The organism is Nocardia sp. CA-135953, assembly GCF_050955735.1.
Taxonomy (GTDB): domain Bacteria; phylum Actinomycetota; class Actinomycetes; order Mycobacteriales; family Mycobacteriaceae; genus Nocardia.
Genome location: NZ_CP192082.1, coordinates 6,723,464 through 6,739,502 on the forward strand (window position 1 = coordinate 6,723,464; position 16,039 = coordinate 6,739,502).

Annotated in this window: 12 protein-coding genes and 4 tRNA genes; 6 read left to right on the top strand and 10 right to left on the bottom strand. The window is 65.1% G+C overall.

Annotated elements, in window-relative coordinates; translation table 11 throughout:
- The first annotated feature begins 6 nt into the window (after nucleotides 1-6).
- Nucleotides 7-1,626 (top strand): (2,3-dihydroxybenzoyl)adenylate synthase, encoded by a 1,620-nt coding sequence (locus ACQPXH_RS30610; protein WP_433599909.1) that lies wholly within the window; start codon nucleotides 7-9, stop codon nucleotides 1,624-1,626.
- A gap of 119 nt (nucleotides 1,627-1,745) precedes the next feature.
- On the opposite strand, the gene nbtS is transcribed toward ACQPXH_RS30610, so the two are convergent.
- A complete protein-coding gene (nbtS, locus tag ACQPXH_RS30615; RefSeq protein WP_433599910.1) occupies nucleotides 1,746-3,056 on the bottom strand; it encodes a nocobactin biosynthesis salicylate synthase NbtS in 1,311 nt (436 codons plus the stop codon).
- Between the two features lie 92 nt (nucleotides 3,057-3,148).
- The gene (locus tag ACQPXH_RS30620; RefSeq protein ID WP_433599911.1) at nucleotides 3,149-3,913 is read right to left on the bottom strand and encodes a DUF2127 domain-containing protein; all 765 of its coding nucleotides are present in this window, start codon (nucleotides 3,911-3,913) and stop codon (nucleotides 3,149-3,151) included.
- Nucleotides 3,914-4,034: 121 nt separating this feature from the next.
- Here ACQPXH_RS30620 and ACQPXH_RS30625 point away from each other — a divergent pair, with 121 nt between their 5' ends.
- A complete protein-coding gene (locus tag ACQPXH_RS30625) occupies nucleotides 4,035-6,491 on the top strand; it encodes a glycerol-3-phosphate 1-O-acyltransferase (RefSeq protein ID WP_433599912.1) in 2,457 nt (818 codons plus the stop codon).
- Nucleotides 6,491-7,939: an HAD-IB family hydrolase gene (locus ACQPXH_RS30630; RefSeq protein ID WP_433599913.1), complete on the top strand. Its 1,449-nt coding sequence runs from the start codon at nucleotides 6,491-6,493 to the stop codon at nucleotides 7,937-7,939. Before ACQPXH_RS30625 ends, ACQPXH_RS30630 begins: the two co-directional genes overlap by 1 nt.
- A gap of 615 nt (nucleotides 7,940-8,554) precedes the next feature.
- Here the strand turns inward: ACQPXH_RS30630 and ACQPXH_RS30635 are convergent.
- From ACQPXH_RS30635 to ACQPXH_RS30660, 6 genes are all read right to left on the bottom strand, one after another.
- Entirely contained in the window at nucleotides 8,555-9,274 is a 720-nt protein-coding gene (locus ACQPXH_RS30635) for a polyprenol monophosphomannose synthase (RefSeq protein WP_433599914.1), read from the bottom strand.
- A gap of 583 nt (nucleotides 9,275-9,857) precedes the next feature.
- Complete coding sequence (locus tag ACQPXH_RS30640) at nucleotides 9,858-10,085, bottom strand: hypothetical protein (RefSeq protein WP_433599915.1); 228 nt, start codon at nucleotides 10,083-10,085, stop codon at nucleotides 9,858-9,860.
- 254 nt (nucleotides 10,086-10,339) lie between these two features.
- A tRNA-Phe gene (locus ACQPXH_RS30645) sits at nucleotides 10,340-10,413 on the bottom strand.
- 59 nt (nucleotides 10,414-10,472) lie between these two features.
- Nucleotides 10,473-10,546, bottom strand: a tRNA-Asp gene (locus tag ACQPXH_RS30650).
- Nucleotides 10,547-10,575: 29 nt separating this feature from the next.
- Nucleotides 10,576-10,648: transfer RNA gene (locus ACQPXH_RS30655), tRNA-Glu, on the bottom strand.
- A gap of 93 nt (nucleotides 10,649-10,741) precedes the next feature.
- The gene (locus ACQPXH_RS30660; protein ID WP_433599916.1) at nucleotides 10,742-11,407 is read right to left on the bottom strand and encodes a TetR family transcriptional regulator; all 666 of its coding nucleotides are present in this window, start codon (nucleotides 11,405-11,407) and stop codon (nucleotides 10,742-10,744) included.
- Between the two features lie 851 nt (nucleotides 11,408-12,258).
- Between ACQPXH_RS30660 and ACQPXH_RS30665 the strand changes: the two genes are divergently transcribed.
- A tRNA-Lys gene (locus ACQPXH_RS30665) sits at nucleotides 12,259-12,331 on the top strand.
- A 325-nt stretch (nucleotides 12,332-12,656) separates the two neighbouring features.
- On the opposite strand, the gene ACQPXH_RS30670 is transcribed toward ACQPXH_RS30665, so the two are convergent.
- The gene (locus tag ACQPXH_RS30670) at nucleotides 12,657-12,920 is read right to left on the bottom strand and encodes a hypothetical protein (protein ID WP_433599917.1); all 264 of its coding nucleotides are present in this window, start codon (nucleotides 12,918-12,920) and stop codon (nucleotides 12,657-12,659) included.
- A gap of 259 nt (nucleotides 12,921-13,179) precedes the next feature.
- On the opposite strand from ACQPXH_RS30670, the gene ACQPXH_RS30675 reads away from it, so the two are divergent.
- Complete coding sequence (locus ACQPXH_RS30675; RefSeq protein WP_433599918.1) at nucleotides 13,180-14,145, top strand: acyl-ACP desaturase; 966 nt, start codon at nucleotides 13,180-13,182, stop codon at nucleotides 14,143-14,145.
- Nucleotides 14,146-14,265: 120 nt separating this feature from the next.
- Here ACQPXH_RS30675 and ACQPXH_RS30680 read toward each other — a convergent pair whose 3' ends face one another.
- Nucleotides 14,266-14,769 carry a hypothetical protein gene (locus ACQPXH_RS30680; RefSeq protein ID WP_433599919.1) on the bottom strand — a complete coding sequence of 168 codons (504 nt, stop codon included), beginning with the start codon at nucleotides 14,767-14,769 and terminating at the stop codon, nucleotides 14,266-14,268.
- Nucleotides 14,770-15,141: 372 nt separating this feature from the next.
- On the opposite strand from ACQPXH_RS30680, the gene ACQPXH_RS30685 reads away from it, so the two are divergent.
- Complete coding sequence (locus tag ACQPXH_RS30685; RefSeq protein ID WP_433599920.1) at nucleotides 15,142-16,008, top strand: SDR family oxidoreductase; 867 nt, start codon at nucleotides 15,142-15,144, stop codon at nucleotides 16,006-16,008.
- The last annotated feature ends 31 nt before the right edge of the window (nucleotides 16,009-16,039 follow it).

Below are 16,039 nucleotides of genomic sequence, written 5' to 3' on the forward strand. Positions count from 1 at the left end.
CAGACCGTGACTTCGACATCCACCTCGCCCACCCATCGCGACGGCTACGTCCCCTTCCCCACCACCGAGGCCGCGACCTATCGCGCGGCCGGCTACTGGACCGGCCGCCCACTCGGCGACCTGCTGCGCGCGACCGCGATCCGGCACCCGCATCGCACGGCCCTGCTCGATATCGGCAGCGCGCGCACATACGGGTGGGTGGACGCCGAGGCCGACCGAATGGCGCACGGTTTACTCGCACTCGGCATCGCCCCGGGCGAGCGGGTGGTGGTGCAACTGCCGAATGTGCCTGAGTTCTTGACGGTTCTGTTCGGATTGCTGCGCGCCGGAATCATTCCGGTACTGACCCTGCCCGCGCATCGCCGCGCCGAAATCGAGCATCTGGCCGGACTTTCCGAAGCGGTCGCGTACATCGTGGCCGACCGGCTCGGTGACTTCGACTACCGCGAACTGGCCGAAACCGTCCGCTCGGCCGTACCCACCCTGCGTCACATTCTCGTACTCGGAGATCCGGGAACCTTCACCGATCTGAATTCGATTCCCCGCGAGGGCGGTTCACTTCCCGACATCGATCCGAGCGATATCGCGCTGATGCTGGTCTCCGGCGGTACCACCGGCCTGCCGAAGCTCATCGCGCGCACGCACGACGACTACGTCTACAACGCCACCGCGAGCGCCGAGGTCTGCCGACTGACCGAGGACGACGTCTACCTCGCGACACTGCCCGCCGCACACAACTTCCCACTCGCCTGCCCCGGCATACTCGGCACCGTATCGGTCGGCGCGGCCGTCACCTTCATCACCGATCCGAGTCCGGAGAGCGCTTTCGCCGCCATCGAAAGCCATCGCGTCACCGTCACCGCGGTCGTGCCGCCATTGGCTCAACTCTGGTGTGCGGCAACCGAATGGGAGGACGCCGATCTCGGCTCACTGCGCCTGCTCCAGGTCGGCGGCGCGCGGCTGGCCGAGGTGAACGCCCGCGAGGTTGCGCCCGCGCTGGGCGTCCAACTGCAACAGGTCTTCGGTATGGCCGAGGGCCTGCTCAACTACACCCGCCTCGACGACACCGCCGATATCGTCTGCACCACCCAGGGTCGTCCGCTCTCGCCTGCCGACGAGGTGCGGGTCGTGGATCCCGACGGCAACGAGGTCGCCCCCGGCGAAGAGGGCGAACTCCTCACCAAGGGCCCCTACACAATCCGTGGCTACTACCGCGCTCCCGAACACAATGCCCGCGCCTTCACCCCGGACGGCTACTACCGCTCCGGTGATCTGGTGCGCCGACTGCCGAGCGGCCATCTGATCGTCTCCGGCCGCATCAAGGACGTCATCAATCGCGGCGGCGAGAACATCTCCTGCGACGAACTCGAGGAACATCTGCTGGCTCATCCGTCCGTCCGGCATGCCGCCGCCGTCGGCCTTCCCGATGCTGCGCTGGGTGAAAAGGTCTGTGCCGTCTTGGTTGTCGACGGCGAGATGCCGACCCTGGTCCAGCTCAAGTCCTTCCTCACCGAGCGCGGTCTGGCAACCTACAAACTCCCGGACCTGCTCCGCCAGGCCGACGAACTGCCGATCACGGCCGTCGGCAAGATCGATAAGAAGGCCCTGCGCGCCGACCAGGGCTGACCGGAACGATCGGGGGTGGCGCGAGTCCGATCTCGCCACCCCCGATCCGAACCCCGGATAACCGGGTGCCCCAGCAGATGATTCGGAACGCGGGCCGACCTTGATGGGTATGAGTTTTGCTAGGCCTTGACTACATAGGGCGCGACACTGCCCAGTTTTTCGCAGGTCTCCTCGAATTCCCGCTCCGGCCGCGACTGCCCGACAATGCCTGCGCCCGCCCGCAGCCACGCCCCTTCGGTGGTCTGATAGACCGCACGCAGCACCAGCGTCGCCTCCATCGCGCCACTCGGCGAAATCGTCACCACGGCACCGGAGTACAGACCACGCGGCGCACCATCGAGACGGAACACCGAATCGACGCCCTCCCGCTTCGGAATACCGGACGCCGTGACCGACGGGAACAGGACCTCCAGCGCATCCCAGCTGGAACGGTCCGCAGCGAGCCGCCCGCGCACCGTGGAGGCCAGATGCTGCACGCTGCCACGTTCCCGAACCGCCATGAAATCGGAGACCGCGGGCGTGCCCGGATCGGCCACCTCGGTGATCTCGGCAAAGGAGGTCTGCACCGAAATCGCGTGCTCCACGATCTCTTTGGGATCGGTGATCAGATCCGCCCGAGCCGCCATATCGATGGCTTCGCCGAGCCCGAAGGCGCGCGTCCCGGCAAGCGGCTCGGTGGTGACCACCCGATCCTCGTCGACGGAGGCGACCAACTCCGGACTGAATCCGGCCGCCTCGAGTCCACCGAGGCGAAGCAGGAACGACCGCGCCGGAGTGTTGTTGGCGCGGCCGAGCCGGTAACTGGCGGGGACGTCCACCGCGAACGGCAGATCGACCTTCCTGGACAGAATGACCTTCTGATAACGACCGGAGCGGATTTCCGTGACCGCCTCGGCAACCCGATCGCGATATCCGGTCGGATCGAGACGCACATCGACCGGATGTGCCTGGGGCAGCTCGGTCTCCTGCGAGGCGGCGATGAGATAGTGAATGTCATCGGCCTCGGCCGGTGTCGCGCCGGAAATCCGGACGCCGAACTCGCCGACCCGCACCTCGATGCGCGGAATCATCAGATGGGCCAGTGCGGTTCGCGGATCCAGATGCCGCGTCGCATCCAATGCCCATGCGCAGAACTCGAATCCGATCCAGCCGTAGGCCCGACGCCCGCCAAGCGGCAGCGTGGCGAGGGCGTTGTCGATGACCCGCGCCGGGCTGCCCTCCCAGGCACTCGTGGTGCCGCGCCCGTCCCAGGACACACGCAATTCGTTCGCGTCGAGTTCGACGCCGCCGAGCGGATCGGCCGCGAATACCCATTCGCCGGGCGGTTCGTACATCACGTATTCGCCGAAGCGCTCGGCCGCCGCCAACCGGGACATCGCTGCCGCCGGATCGGTCACATACTCAACGCGCAAGCGCTCCGTGGTCGACAACGATCCTCCAAAGTTACGCTGACCTAACTCAGAAAAGTAAGGTTAGCATTACCTGTCTAGATCGGGACTGTGCTGCAGACCACAGAAGGCGGTTACTCCGCGGGCAGCGCGAGCGCCGACCGCTCGACGCTCAACAAACTCTCCGTGTTGTGCTCCGCGTGATACGCGGCCCCGCCGCCGCGCACACCGAACAACCGCTTGCTGTAGACCAGCCACACCACCGCCGCGATATTGATCAGCAGCGCGCCGACGCGCAGCACGGTGATCTTCTCGGTCAACTCGTAGATCTCCAACGGCAGGAAGATGCTGGTCGCGACCACCGCGAAGTACTCACCCCAGCGCTTCACCAGCCACAGCCCCACCGCCTCGATCGCCTGCAGCGTCGCATAGGCGAGGATGCCGATGGCCACCCACCGCAGGGTCGTACTCGACAGCGAGAACGCGTCATCGATCAGATGCACGATCTTGGATCGGTCGATATCCCAGCCGATCTGATCGGCCAGCGGGCGCAGCAGCGGCAGTTCCTCGTCGAAGACCGCCCGCATATCCTCGCGCGAGGACCGGAATTTGAAGACGGCGAGCGCGGCGACCACCAAGAGCAAGCCGCGCACCAACCGCTCGATCGCCAACGCCCGCATCAGCCAGCGGTCCCGCAGCAGTCGCCCGCGCGGCACCTCCGGAGCGTGGTCGGCGGGCCCGGAGCCCACCGGTTCGCCGGGTACGAACGTGCCGCAGCGCAGACACCGCCACGCGACACCGGCCACTGTCTGAACATGCAGTCGCTCCGCCAGATCCTGCTCGTCCGGCGCGTAGGTGTAGTGGCCGTGCCAGCCGCACGCGCGTAACGCCCAATCCATGCGCGCAGCCTAGTTCGCCATCGCGATCGGCCGCGATCGCAAACGCCGTGTCGGTATCCGAAGCCCAACTCGCCTGCCGGAGTTCCTGCGCGGAATCCACTGGCGGGCTTCAATAGGAGTCATGATCGATCACCGCGGGGATTCGCCCGCTCCAGCTCGAGCGGCAGCCCCCGATTCGGTGGTTGCCCTGATCGATGCCAGCTCCGGCGTGGAACGCGAACTCGTCGGCGCCTGGCTGGCCGACGGCGGACTGAAACACGAACTCGGCGTCGACGCACCGATCACCCAGTTGGATCTGGATGCGGATGCGATCGGCGATCGACTGGTCGGACGACGCGACGATCCGCTGGTGGTGCCGATCCGGGTGCTGTGGCTCCCGCCGGAGCGCGACGGGGTCCGTCGCATCACCTTCGCCGACCTGGCCCTGCTGACCAATCCGCGTAAGCCGAACCGACTCACGCAACGCCGGTTGGTCGGCAAATCGCCGGACCGTCACGTGGTGCTCACCGGGCAGCCCGCTCTGCTCAGCGAATTGCGCGCCAATAATCCGGAGGCCGCGGCGCTGCTTCTGAAGGGCTCCGCCGAGCCGTTCGCGCGCGCCATCGTGCGCGCCGCGGTGGTCGCCCTGGAACGCGCCGAACGTTCCATTATCGGGGACCGGTACAAGGTGCCGCGGCTGGTAGCCGAGGAGATCCTCGACTCTCCCGACTTCCTGCGCAGGCTCGAACTCATCGCCGATCAGCTCGGTACGAGTCCGCACGAGGTGTACCGGCGGGCCGAGAAGGCGCTGAACGAACTCGTCGCCGCCCAGAGCAGGCTGGTCTCGGATCTGTTCACCCAGGCGATGCGCCCGATCCACGCCTCGACCTGGAAGGTCGCCTCCGACGACTCCGGTCTGGACGAATTGCGCGCGTTGAACCGCAATCATCCGCTGGTCTTCCTGCCCTCGCACCGGTCCTATGTCGATGCGTTCGTACTCGGTGATGTGCTGGCCCGCAACGACTTTCCACCGAATCATGTGATCGGCGGCGCGAATCTGAGCTTCTGGCCGATGGGTCCGATCGCCCGGCGCACCGGCACGGTCTTCATCCGGCGCAGCTTCGGTGACGACGAGGTCTACAAGGCGGTCGTCGAGGAGTACTTCGCCTACCTGCTGGCCAAGCGATTCAATATGGAGTGGTACTTCGAGGGCGGCCGCACCCGCACCGGCAAGCTGCGCCCGCCGCGCTATGGACTGCTGAATTACCTTGCCGCCGCAGTCCGTTCGAATCGGATCGACGATGTGCTGCTCGTCCCGGTATCGATCACCTATGAGCGACTGAACGAACTCGGCGCCATCGCCACCGAACAGGTGGGCGGGAAGAAGAAGCCGGAGGGCCTGGCCTGGATGGCGCGCTATATACGCAGCCAACAACATTCGGCCGGACACGTCTATGTGCGATTCGGCGAACCACTTTCGGCGCGCGATCGCCTTGCCGCATATGGGGATCCGCTCACCCCGGCGCCGACGATCATTCCGCTGCACCGCACCGAACCGGCGGGAACCGAACCGAGCAATGTCACCGAGTCGGCGGAGGTCGCCGAGCTGGAGCGAAAGGCCGTGCAGCGGTTGGCCTTCGAGGTCGCCGACGGAATCAATCGGGTGACCCCGATCACGGTCAACGCGTTGGTCACCTTGGCGCTGCTCGGTGTGCACGAGCGTGCGCTCACCCTCGGCGAGGTGCGTAATGTGCTGGCCCCGGTGCTGCGGTACATCGAGAAGCGCGAGCTGCCGCGCGGCGAACTGGCGGCGCTGCGTGATGAGCAGAGCCTCGCGGTGGTGCTCGAGCAGTTGTCGCTGGCCAAGGTCGTGACGGTGTATCGCGGTGGCCTGGAGCCGGTGTACTCGATCGAATCGGGTGCGCATCTCGAGGCCGCGTTTTATCGCAATAGCGCTGTGCATTGGTTCATCAACCGCGCCATTCTCGAATTGTCGATCCTGTGCGCCTTGGAGATGCAGGCGCCGGATCAGCTGCGAGCGGGCTGGGACGAGGCCTTCCGACTGCGCGATCTGTTGAAGTTCGAATTCTTCTTCCCGGAGCGGGCGGAGTTCTCGGCGCAGATGACCGCGGAAATGCTTCTGGTGGACCCGGATTGGCACCAGCACACCGCGGCGGACACCCTCGGCGAGGATGTTCTGCACAAACTCACCGCATCCGGATTCATGATGGCGCACCGTGCGCTGCGCGCATTCATCGACGCGCAACTGGTGGTGGCCGAGCGGCTGGCGGCTCACGACAGCGCCGAAGAGATCGATCGCAAGGAGTTCATCGACGAATGCGTCGCGGTCGGTAAGCAGATGCTGCTACAGCAGCGACTGCACAGTCCGGAGTCTGTCTCCACCGAACTGTTCTCCAGCGCACTCAAACTCGCCGACAATCGCGGGTTGTTGACCGGGGTGAGTCATGACTCTGCCAAGCCGAGGGCCGAATTGACCCGGCGCAGAAATGAGTTCGCCGACCAACTGCGCATCATCTCGACCCGGATCTCGCGAGCCACCGCACTCGATCCGTCCAATATTCCCCTGCGGGGGGCCTGATGGCCGAACAAAGCCTCGCGGTTCCAACGGATCTCGCGGCGGCCATCGCCGCGATCCGGTCCGGGCCGCAGGGGCCGGAAGTCGCCGCGGTCTTCGAGTTCGCCGCCGTTGTGGATGGTTTCGGGCCGCTGTCGCAGTGGACATTCCGGCGCGGTAAGAGCCGAACTACCGCGGATATCCTGCTCGGTAGCATCCGCAACGGACTCACCGATGGCGAATACAGCCGGTTCCTCCAGCAGGCCATGCGGACACTCGCCGAGCAGCCCGAAGACGAGCTGGACGAGTTGGGCACGCTGCTGTTCCGGAAAAAGATCTACGGACACCTGTATCCCGAAGCGTGGCAGCTGATCCGGACGCACGAAGCCGCCGGGCACACCGTGGTGCTCGCGACCGCGCTGACCCGATTCCAGGTCGAACCCGCCGCGGCCGAACTCGGTATCGAGCACGTGCTGTATACCCGGATGGCGACCACCGATGGCGTGCTCACCGGTTACGCCGACGGAAAAACACTGTGGCGCAATGGCAAGGCCGAAGCGGTTCGCGAATTCGCCGGCGCGCATGGGCTGCACATCGGCCGCAGCTACGTCTACGCCGACAGCATCGCTGATCTGCCGCTGCTCTCGGTGGTCGGGCATCCGGTAGCGGTGAATCCCGACCGAAAGCTCGCTACCGCTGCCGCCGAACAGAATTGGCCGATACTGACGTTCCGTCCGCGCCGACCACCACGCCCGACCGACTATCTGCGCACCGTCGCCGGATTCGCCGGGCTGCTGGCCGGAGCGCTGCTCGGCGTGCTGAGCAAGTCCTACACGCGTCAGCGCCGGAAGATGGCCGATGCGCTGATGGCCTACGGAACCGCTGCCACGCTCGGCGCTACCGGTATCCGGCTGCGGGTCAGCGGCGCGGAAAACGCCCGCGCCCCGAGACCCGCGGTCTTCCTGTTCAACCATCAGAGCCAGTTCGACGTGATCATCGTGCCCAAGGTGCTCGAAGGCGGGGTCACCGGAATCGGCAAGAAGGAGCTGACGAGGAATCCGATCTTCGGTCCGCTGATGCGCTTCGTCGGGGTCACCTTCATCGATCGTGCCGACACCACGCAGGCCAAGGCGGCACTGGCGCCGGTGGTGCAGACGCTGCGCGGCGGACTGTCGATCGCGGTCTCACCCGAAGGCACCCGGTCGTATACACCACGCATCGGCCCGTTCAAGAAGGGCGCCTTCCACATCGCGATCCAGGCCGGGGTGCCGGTGATCCCGGTGGTGATCCGCAACGCGGGTGAAATCAACTGGCGCAACTCGATGGTCGCGCGCAAGGGCACCGTCGACGTGGCCATCCTCGACCCGATCGACGTCGGCAGTTGGGACGCGAACGATATGGACGACAAGGTCGAAGCCGTGCGTCAGCTGTACACCGACACCCTGCTGAACTGGCCGTCGCCGGACCGGTGATGCCACCGGGACCTTCAGCACCCCGTACGCCGGGGGCTCCGCCTTACCGGATGCCCGGTCGGCGGACGGATGCCCGGTCGGCGAACGGATGCCCAGTCGCCGGACAGATGCCTGGTCGCCGGACAGATGCCTGGTCGCCGGACAGATGCCCAGTCGGTGGACAGATGCCCAGTCGCCGGACAGATGCCCAGTCGGTGGACGGATGCCTGGTCGGTGGACAGATGCCTGGTCGGTGGACAGATGCCTGGTCGGTGGACAGATGCCCGGTCGGTGGACAGATGCCCGGTCGCCGGACAGATGCCCGGTCGCCGGACAGATGCCCGGTCGCCGGACAGATGCCCGGTCGCCGGACAGATGCCCAGTCGCCGGACAGATGCCCGGTCGCCGGACAGATGCCCAGTCGCCGGACAGATGCCCGGCCGCCGGACAGATGCCCGGCCGGCGGACGGATGCCGCTTAAATGGCAGACCGGGTACCCGGCCCCGGCCAATGGATGCCGAGTTAGTTGGTGGGTGGGGTGCCCGATTGACGGAGGGTGCCCGGCTGCTTGCCGGACGGGATGCCCGGCTGACGGACGAACCCCCGTTACCTGGTGCCCGGTCGGCGCCGGGTGTCTCAGACCGAGCGCCCGAACAGCAGCTTCCATGGCATCAGCGCGGATTCCAGTTGCACCTTGAGGCTCATCTTGGAGGCGCCGAGGGTGCGCTCCTCGAACCTGATCGGTACCTCCGCGATCGTGATGCCCTTCTTGACGGTGCGGTAGTTCATCTCGACCTGGAACGAATACCCGTTGCTGCGAATCGAGGCCACGTCGATGGCGCGCAACGTATCGGCCTTCCACGCCTTGAACCCGGCGGTGGCGTCCTTGACGCTCAGCCGCAGGATCAGGTTCACGTAGAAGTTGGCCCACGCGGACAGCGCCTTGCGGTACCACTTCCACTCCTCGGCGGTGGACCCGCCGGGCACGTAGCGGGACCCGAGCACGACACCGGCATCGGTGGTATCCAGCTTTTCCAGCATCGCCGGAATGACCTCGGCGGGATGCGACAGGTCGGCGTCCATCTGGATCACCACATCGGCGCCCTCGTCCAGTGCCCGGGTGATCCCGGCCACGTAGGCGCGGCCCAATCCGTTCTTCTCGGTGCGGTGCAGTACGCCGACAACATTCGGCAGCTCGGCCGTCAGCTTGTCGGCGATCTCACCGGTCCCGTCCGGCGAATTGTCATCCACCACGAGCACATGCAGATCGGGCACCGGCAGCGCCGTCAGCCGCTCCACCGCAACCGGCAGATTCTCCCGCTCGTTGTAGGTCGGCACAACAACGGTAACCCTCAAGGGTCGCCCTCCCTGCTCACCTGTTCCAGCCCGCAGACCCACGACAGGACCCGGAGCACTCGTCTGATTGCCAAGAACCGTACTTGATCGAACTGAAGACCACCTGAGCGCCCGCACGCTCCCGCCGCCACCCCGAATACCCGCGACATGCCGACTACCTCGCGAATCGCGGCGCCCACCCCGCCGACCACCCCCGAAGCCACATCGAAATCAGTTGCCGCACACCACCCCTGGCGCGCCCTCACTTCTCCCCATCGCGCCAACCCCGATCCCGAGCATCCTCACGAGCATTGCGCGCATGCACGATCTCCAATGCCCGCTCAGCAGTAGCCCGATCCGGATACGGCCCCATCCGGTCCCGGAACCAACACTGCTTCCCGCTCTCGGCCCGCTGATGCTTCAAGCAGTAATACCACTTCTCCGCCATCCCCCCAGCATCCCACCACCATGATCAACAGACCCCCATTTCCCACGACCCTCCAAGATCCGGCCCAGACTCCGCGGCGCCTGTGGGCACAAGATGCGGCACGGTCGAAAACCGGTCGTCCTGGCTTCGTGACGGCCAGGACGACCGGCGGGCCGATTAGAGGCAGCCCTTTTCCCTGAGCTGGGCGGCAACCTCATCGGAGACAGTGATGGAGCGGCCGATATTGGCCTCCGTCAGGTCGGATGCGCTGATCCCGGCCTGCATCGCGCAGCTCAGCAACTTGGCGTCTACTGAGATGGTTTCGTCGGCGTGCGCAATTCCGACCCCGCTCATGAGAGCACCGGCCAGCGCTATAGCGAGAACACCGGTCTTGACGAATCGCATGAGATTTCCTCCTTCGAATCGCAGTCCTATGGTTCTGCTCGGCAACTGGTTCACTTGCCTGATGTGCATTCGGAGCACGCCCGTCGGCCGCAGCCGACGCAGCCCACCCCCTGAGTTGCAGGCTCAAACATACGCATGGACACCGATGCGCGCCGGAACTTCGTCACTTCCGTCGAAGTGAATGGCAGATCCCCTGGTCATACGCGAGGAACCCCTGTCCGCGCTCTTTGCGGACAGGGGTTCCTCGTTTCGAGTGGCCAGGGCCGGGATCGAACCGGCGACCTTCCGCTTTTCAGGCGGACGCTCGTACCAACTGAGCTACCTGGCCGCAGGCACCCGTGGTGAATGCCATACGCGAAACGCCGGATTGCTCCGGCGCTTATTTTGCGACCCTGACGGGACTCGAACCCGCGACCTCCGCCGTGACAGGGCGGCGCGCTAACCAACTGCGCCACAGGGCCTTGCTTTGCTTCCAACGATCCGAAGACCGTACCCCCTACGGGATTCGAACCCGCGCTACCGCCTTGAAAGGGCGGCGTCCTAGGCCGCTAGACGAAGGGGGCTCGCCCCGGATTTCTCCGGACCGGCTTCAACGGCTGTCCGTTGGGAGCTGGGATAGCTTATGACAGATCGGCCGCGTTTCCCAAATCGGCTGTTCAGGCTCCCAAACCGAGCTCATCGAGTCGAGCTTGCGCCCGCCAGCCGTCGTTGCGGAACTTCTCCGCCCACTCCGGGGTGGCCATCGCCTCGACCACGACCTCGAGCGTCTCCTGGAACCGGGTCCGCAGATCGACCCCGCTGCCGAGGATATCGATCAGATAGCGCTGGCCGGCGAGGGCGGCAGAGATGGTGCGGGTGAAGCGGTCCGGGTCCGCATCGGCGCGCAGCTGGCCCTGATCGATGGCGCGGACCGCGAGTGCTCTGGTGGCGCGGCCGAGTATTCGACCGCCGCCGGTCTGCACATCGCGATAGAAGTCCGGTTCGATGATCAACCGGAATTCGGCCTGCACGATGATGTCGTGCTCGAGTCGCAATGCCACCTCGTCGACCATCCCGTGCAGGACGTCGAGTGGACCGAGATCCGTTCTGGCAAGCCAACGCTCGGCCGATGTGCGGTATCGGTCGACGGCGGTCTCGAGTACCGCGCGTGCGAGATCTTCCTTGGAATCGAAATGAAAGTACATGGCGCCCTTGGTGGCGCGTGAACCTTCCAAAATGCGGTTGAGCGATGCAGCGGCATAGCCGCTCTTCCCGAACTCAACGGCGGCGGACCTGATTATCGCCGCGCGTGTCCGGCGGGCCCGCTCTTGCTGCCGTGCCATGCTCGAAACGCCTCCGAAGCCTACTCGTCGCCAATCGGTGCCCCCAAAAGGAACGGACCCTTGGCGCGAAGTTATGAGTTTTATCAATACTTCAAACCGGGATTTCGCCCCGTTTCAAACTTTCGGTACGAAAACTTGCGAAAATCCTGAAACACACCAGCTGGTATAGTTTTCCTGCCCAGGTGCGCCGCAGGGGGTGCGCACCTGGGCATTACTTCGTCTCGAATCTGCCTCCCCCGGCGTCGACTCGTAGGAAGTCGCGATCGGTCGAACCGGCCGCGACACGTGCGGGCACACCAACGATAAGCCGAATTTCGGATCGCCGGGTAAGTCGGCGATTCTTCCGTAATTCACCAAGTCGTCACCGTACCCGGAAACACCATCCGACACGCGGCAAACCGAAGACTCCAGCGGCCGAAACATCCGGATATCTGTTACAGCAAACTTCACGCAATCGAGCAAAGTAATGCCTCGGATTTCCGAATTCGACAGCGTCGCAGCACTGTTCACCCGAGTCGACCAGCGGCCCGGTCGCCGCGGAGCCGTCCGCGCGACACCGGCCAGTCGCCGCGCTGCGTCCCCCCGCGCACTGGCCCTACACCCCCTGCAAATCCAAAGACATTGGTACGCAACATGATTGGATGGTAGCCCGGCTCGGTAGGAATGAACAAAGCTGGGTACCAATTGTTTACCGGCAGCATCGCTACCGGCACGCATCGTGTTACCCCGTGCGCCAGCACGACTCGGCACCGGCACCCGACATCTCCGAGCGAACCGATCCACGCCCCCAACCGACGCGCCCCGCCCCCGGTTACCCGATCCGCGCCCAGCCCACTACACTGTCCATCCGCGCCCCTATAGCTCAGTTGGTAGAGCTACGGACTTTTAATCCGCAGGTCGTAGGTTCGAGCCCTACTGGGGGCACCTCCTCAGGCGTCCGGTTTCCGAACCGGACGCCTGAGTCATATTCCAGACGGCGCGCAGTCGCGACGCGCATCGGCTGCGGCCATGAAACACCACATTCCGCGGCAGGCTTTCCATACCTTGCGCCGCGGCCCGCGCACCCGAGGGCATCCTCCGACAACAGGTGGAGCCGATGACTTCGCTCGATGATTCGATTTTCTCGGATTCCCATTGGACAGATCGCCGACAAGTCGACCAGGCCACCGACACGAAGGAGCTATTGCTCGGTTGATCGCCACCCAGGGCGACCGAGCCCGAGGCGCGGCTCGCCGATCGGCGCGTTGGATCAGTTTTCGGCGCGCAGGAACACAGCCAGCGTCGCCGATGCCGCCTCCGATCGCGACGGCTGTCCACCCGAGCGGCGGAGCAGTGGTGCGCACCACAGACGCAGTCCGGCGACGGCATCGGACACATACTCGGCGGTCTGCTCTGCGGCAGCGGCAAGTGTGGTGGCATCGGCCGCGCGATCGGAGAAGCGTTGGCCGAGAACACAGGTGGTGCGCTCGGGCGGACTTTCGGCGGCGAAGCGGACCGATCGCGGCGGCGACACCAGCGGCTTTGTGCGTTACGGCACGCTGGGCTAACGACTCTCGGCCGGTAGCGATAAACCCCTTGCTGCGGGCCGAGCCCCTACACTCGTTGTGGTTGTCGAACGCCGACGTCGGCATATGACCTCTATCACGAGGTCTCGTTTGCCAGCCAGATGCGTTTCGCATCACACCTACGGTGCCGTAAGGTATGGCCGCATCGGCACACGGTCTACCCGGGGGACTGACCAGCAAGAGCGCACACACATGAAGGGCTTGTATATGGCAAGGGATCTGACTCAACTCGAGCTGCTCACGGAGTTGGAGCCGGTTGCCGAAGAAAACGTCAACCGGCACCTCTCCCTGGCTAAGGAATGGCATCCGCACGACTACGTCCCGTGGGATGAGGGCCGCAATTTCGCGGCACTCGGCGGGGTGGACTGGGACCCTGAGCAGTCGCGACTGAACGAAGTCGCCAAGGCTGCCATGATCACGAACCTGCTCACCGAAGACAATCTGCCCTCCTACCACCGCGAGATCGCCGAGAACTTCTCGCAGGACGGCGCCTGGGGTACCTGGGTGGGTCGTTGGACCGCCGAGGAGAATCGCCACGGCATCGTCATGCGCGACTATCTCGTGGTGACCCGTGGCGTCGATCCCGTGGCGCTCGAAGAGGCGCGCATGATCCACATGACCAACGGATTCGCTTCGCCGACCGAGGCCGACGCAGGCTTCCTGCACTCGGTCGCGTACGTGACCTTCCAGGAGCTGGCCACCCGGGTCAGCCACCGCAATACCGGCCGGGTCTGCGAAGACCCGATCGCGGACCGCATGCTGCAGCGCGTCGCCGCCGACGAGAACCTGCACATGATCTTCTACCGCAACATGTGCGGCGCGGCCCTGGATCTGTCCCCCGACCAGGCGCTCGAGGCGATCACGCTGATCCTGGAGAACTTCCAGATGCCCGGCGCCGGTATGCCCAACTTCCGCCGCAACGGCGTACTGATGGCCAAGCACGGCATCTACGATCTGCGCCAGCACCTCGAAGAGGTGGTGCAGCCCGTGCTGAAGAAGTGGAGCATCTTCGAGCGCACCGATTTCACCGCACGCGGCGAAGTCGTGCGCGAACGGCTCGGCCTTTTCCTGGAGAAGCTGAGTCAGGACGTCGTCAAGTTCGAAGAGCAGCGCGACCGCATGCTCGCCCGCGAGGCGAAGAAGCGCGAGCTCGCCGGAGTCGCTGCCGGCTGATCTGGACCCGCAAACGTAACGCGCCGCCGCCGGATTTCTCCGGCGGCGGCGCGTTTATTTTCGGCAACAACGAGCTCAGTGGCAAACTTATAGCTTCAACAACCGAAACTCCTTGCGGCGCTACTTCACCGGCAGTGCGCCGTCGACACCGCCCACATCGGTGATCTGCCAATCCGAGTTCTTATCCAGCGTGACGTTGTAGGTCACCGTTGTCTGCGCGCCTTCCGGACTCTGCGCATTCGTCGAACTCACATTCACGAACGCATCGACTTTGTAGATACCGCCTTGCACCGACATCACCTTCGCGGTAATCGACGCGGCGGTGGAGGTCCACTTCAACGGAACCAGAATCTGTTCGAGCTCGGGCGCGGTCGCATCGAACTTATTCGCCAGCTGCGGAACGGTATTCGCCTTCAGCTCGGCCACCCAAGACGGGATGTCCCGGTAATTGACGGTGGCCGCGCCGACCGCGTATTCGGTGGCCACCTGCTCGGCCCTCTTATCCGCGGCTTCCCGAACGTTTCGATCGGCAAGGTCACCGCGTGCCGAAACGAGCGAGCCGCCCAGCACGGCGACCGCGATTACCAATGCGCCGATTACCGCGCCGACGACCACGGTGGACACGCGAATCGACAGGGTGCCCGGCCGCTGTCCGAACTTGTCGGCCCGCGTACGTAGGCCGTTGCCTCGGCAGTCTTGCCCAACTCCACGCCGGAGTCGTCATCGCCTGATGCGGTGCCCTCGATCCGTTCCGTCATTCGCCCTCGCCGATAACTCTGGTGGTCACAGGCGCTACCGAGAGCAACAAGCTACCGAGGCCGTCTGAGAAGGCCGGAGCGCTCTCGGCGCGGAAGCTCCAACCCGGGCGAGTCATCTCGGGGTCCGGTTCCGAATCCGCCGACGATCCGGCCGCGAACCTCGACACTGGTGGTATTGCCGCCGACGGCGCGCCGCGCTGACCGGCCGTGACTCACAGGACCGCAGGAGGCCGAGGATATGTCCAGCACATCGAAGGGCGACGGGGCGCTCACCGGCAGGGTCGTCGCGATCACCGGCGGCGCCCGCGGGATCGGACGGGCCACCGCAGAGGCATTCCTGGGGGCGGGCGCCGCGGTCGCGATCGGTGATATCGATGTCGAACTGGTCGCCGACACGGCGGCGGAATTGGGTGCGGACCCGGATGCCAAGATCGTCGGGTTACCGCTGAACGTGACGGATAAGGCATCCTTCGCCGCCTTCCTCGACACCGTGGACAGTGAACTCGGCCCGCTGGACGTGCTGGTCAACAATGCGGGAATCATGCCGACCGGGCTGTTTTCCGAAGAGGACGAGACCATGACCGAACGAATCATCGCCATCAACCTCAATGGGGTGATCCACGGTTCGCGGCTCGCCGTCAAACGGTTCAAAGACCGCGGCAGCGGACATCTGATCAATATCGCGTCTTTGGCTGGGACACAGGGCTTTCCGGGCCTGGCCACCTATTGCGCGACCAAGCACGCGGTGGTCGGTTTCACCTCGGCGCTGCATCTGGAGATGAAGGAGCACGGCGTGCACGTCGGCGCGGTGCTGCCGGGCATCGTGCGCACCGAACTGTCCGCCGGCGCCAATATGCCGGCCTGGATTACGCCCCTGACCACAGTGGATCCGGAGGATGTCGCGCAGGCGATCGTGAAATCCGTACAACAGGACAAACCGCTGGTGACCGTGCCGCGCCGACTCGCGGCCATCATCAAATCAGCACAACTGCTGCCCTACCGCGCACAGCTGGGTGTCGCGAAATTCACCGGCGCGACAACGGCTTACGCCCGACCCGACCCGGCCGTGCGCGAGATCTACCACCGCAGACTCCGCGGCGACTAGCAGGTGGGTCAGCACACGTCAGCACATACGG

Bases quoted from the DNA above. Each gene is read 5' to 3' on its own strand.
- ACQPXH_RS30620 (WP_433599911.1), bottom strand. From the start codon at position 3,913: ATGGATTGGGCGTTACGCGCGTGCGGCTGGCACGGCCACTACACCTAC.
- ACQPXH_RS30625 (WP_433599912.1), top strand. From the start codon at position 4,035: ATGATCGATCACCGCGGGGATTCGCCCGCTCCAGCTCGAGCGGCAGCC.
- ACQPXH_RS30630 (WP_433599913.1), top strand. From the start codon at position 6,491: ATGGCCGAACAAAGCCTCGCGGTTCCAACGGATCTCGCGGCGGCCATC.
- ACQPXH_RS30640 (WP_433599915.1), bottom strand. From the start codon at position 10,085: ATGCGATTCGTCAAGACCGGTGTTCTCGCTATAGCGCTGGCCGGTGCT.
- ACQPXH_RS30660 (WP_433599916.1), bottom strand. From the start codon at position 11,407: ATGGCACGGCAGCAAGAGCGGGCCCGCCGGACACGCGCGGCGATAATC.
- ACQPXH_RS30675 (WP_433599918.1), top strand. From the start codon at position 13,180: ATGGCAAGGGATCTGACTCAACTCGAGCTGCTCACGGAGTTGGAGCCG.
- ACQPXH_RS30685 (WP_433599920.1), top strand. From the start codon at position 15,142: ATGTCCAGCACATCGAAGGGCGACGGGGCGCTCACCGGCAGGGTCGTC.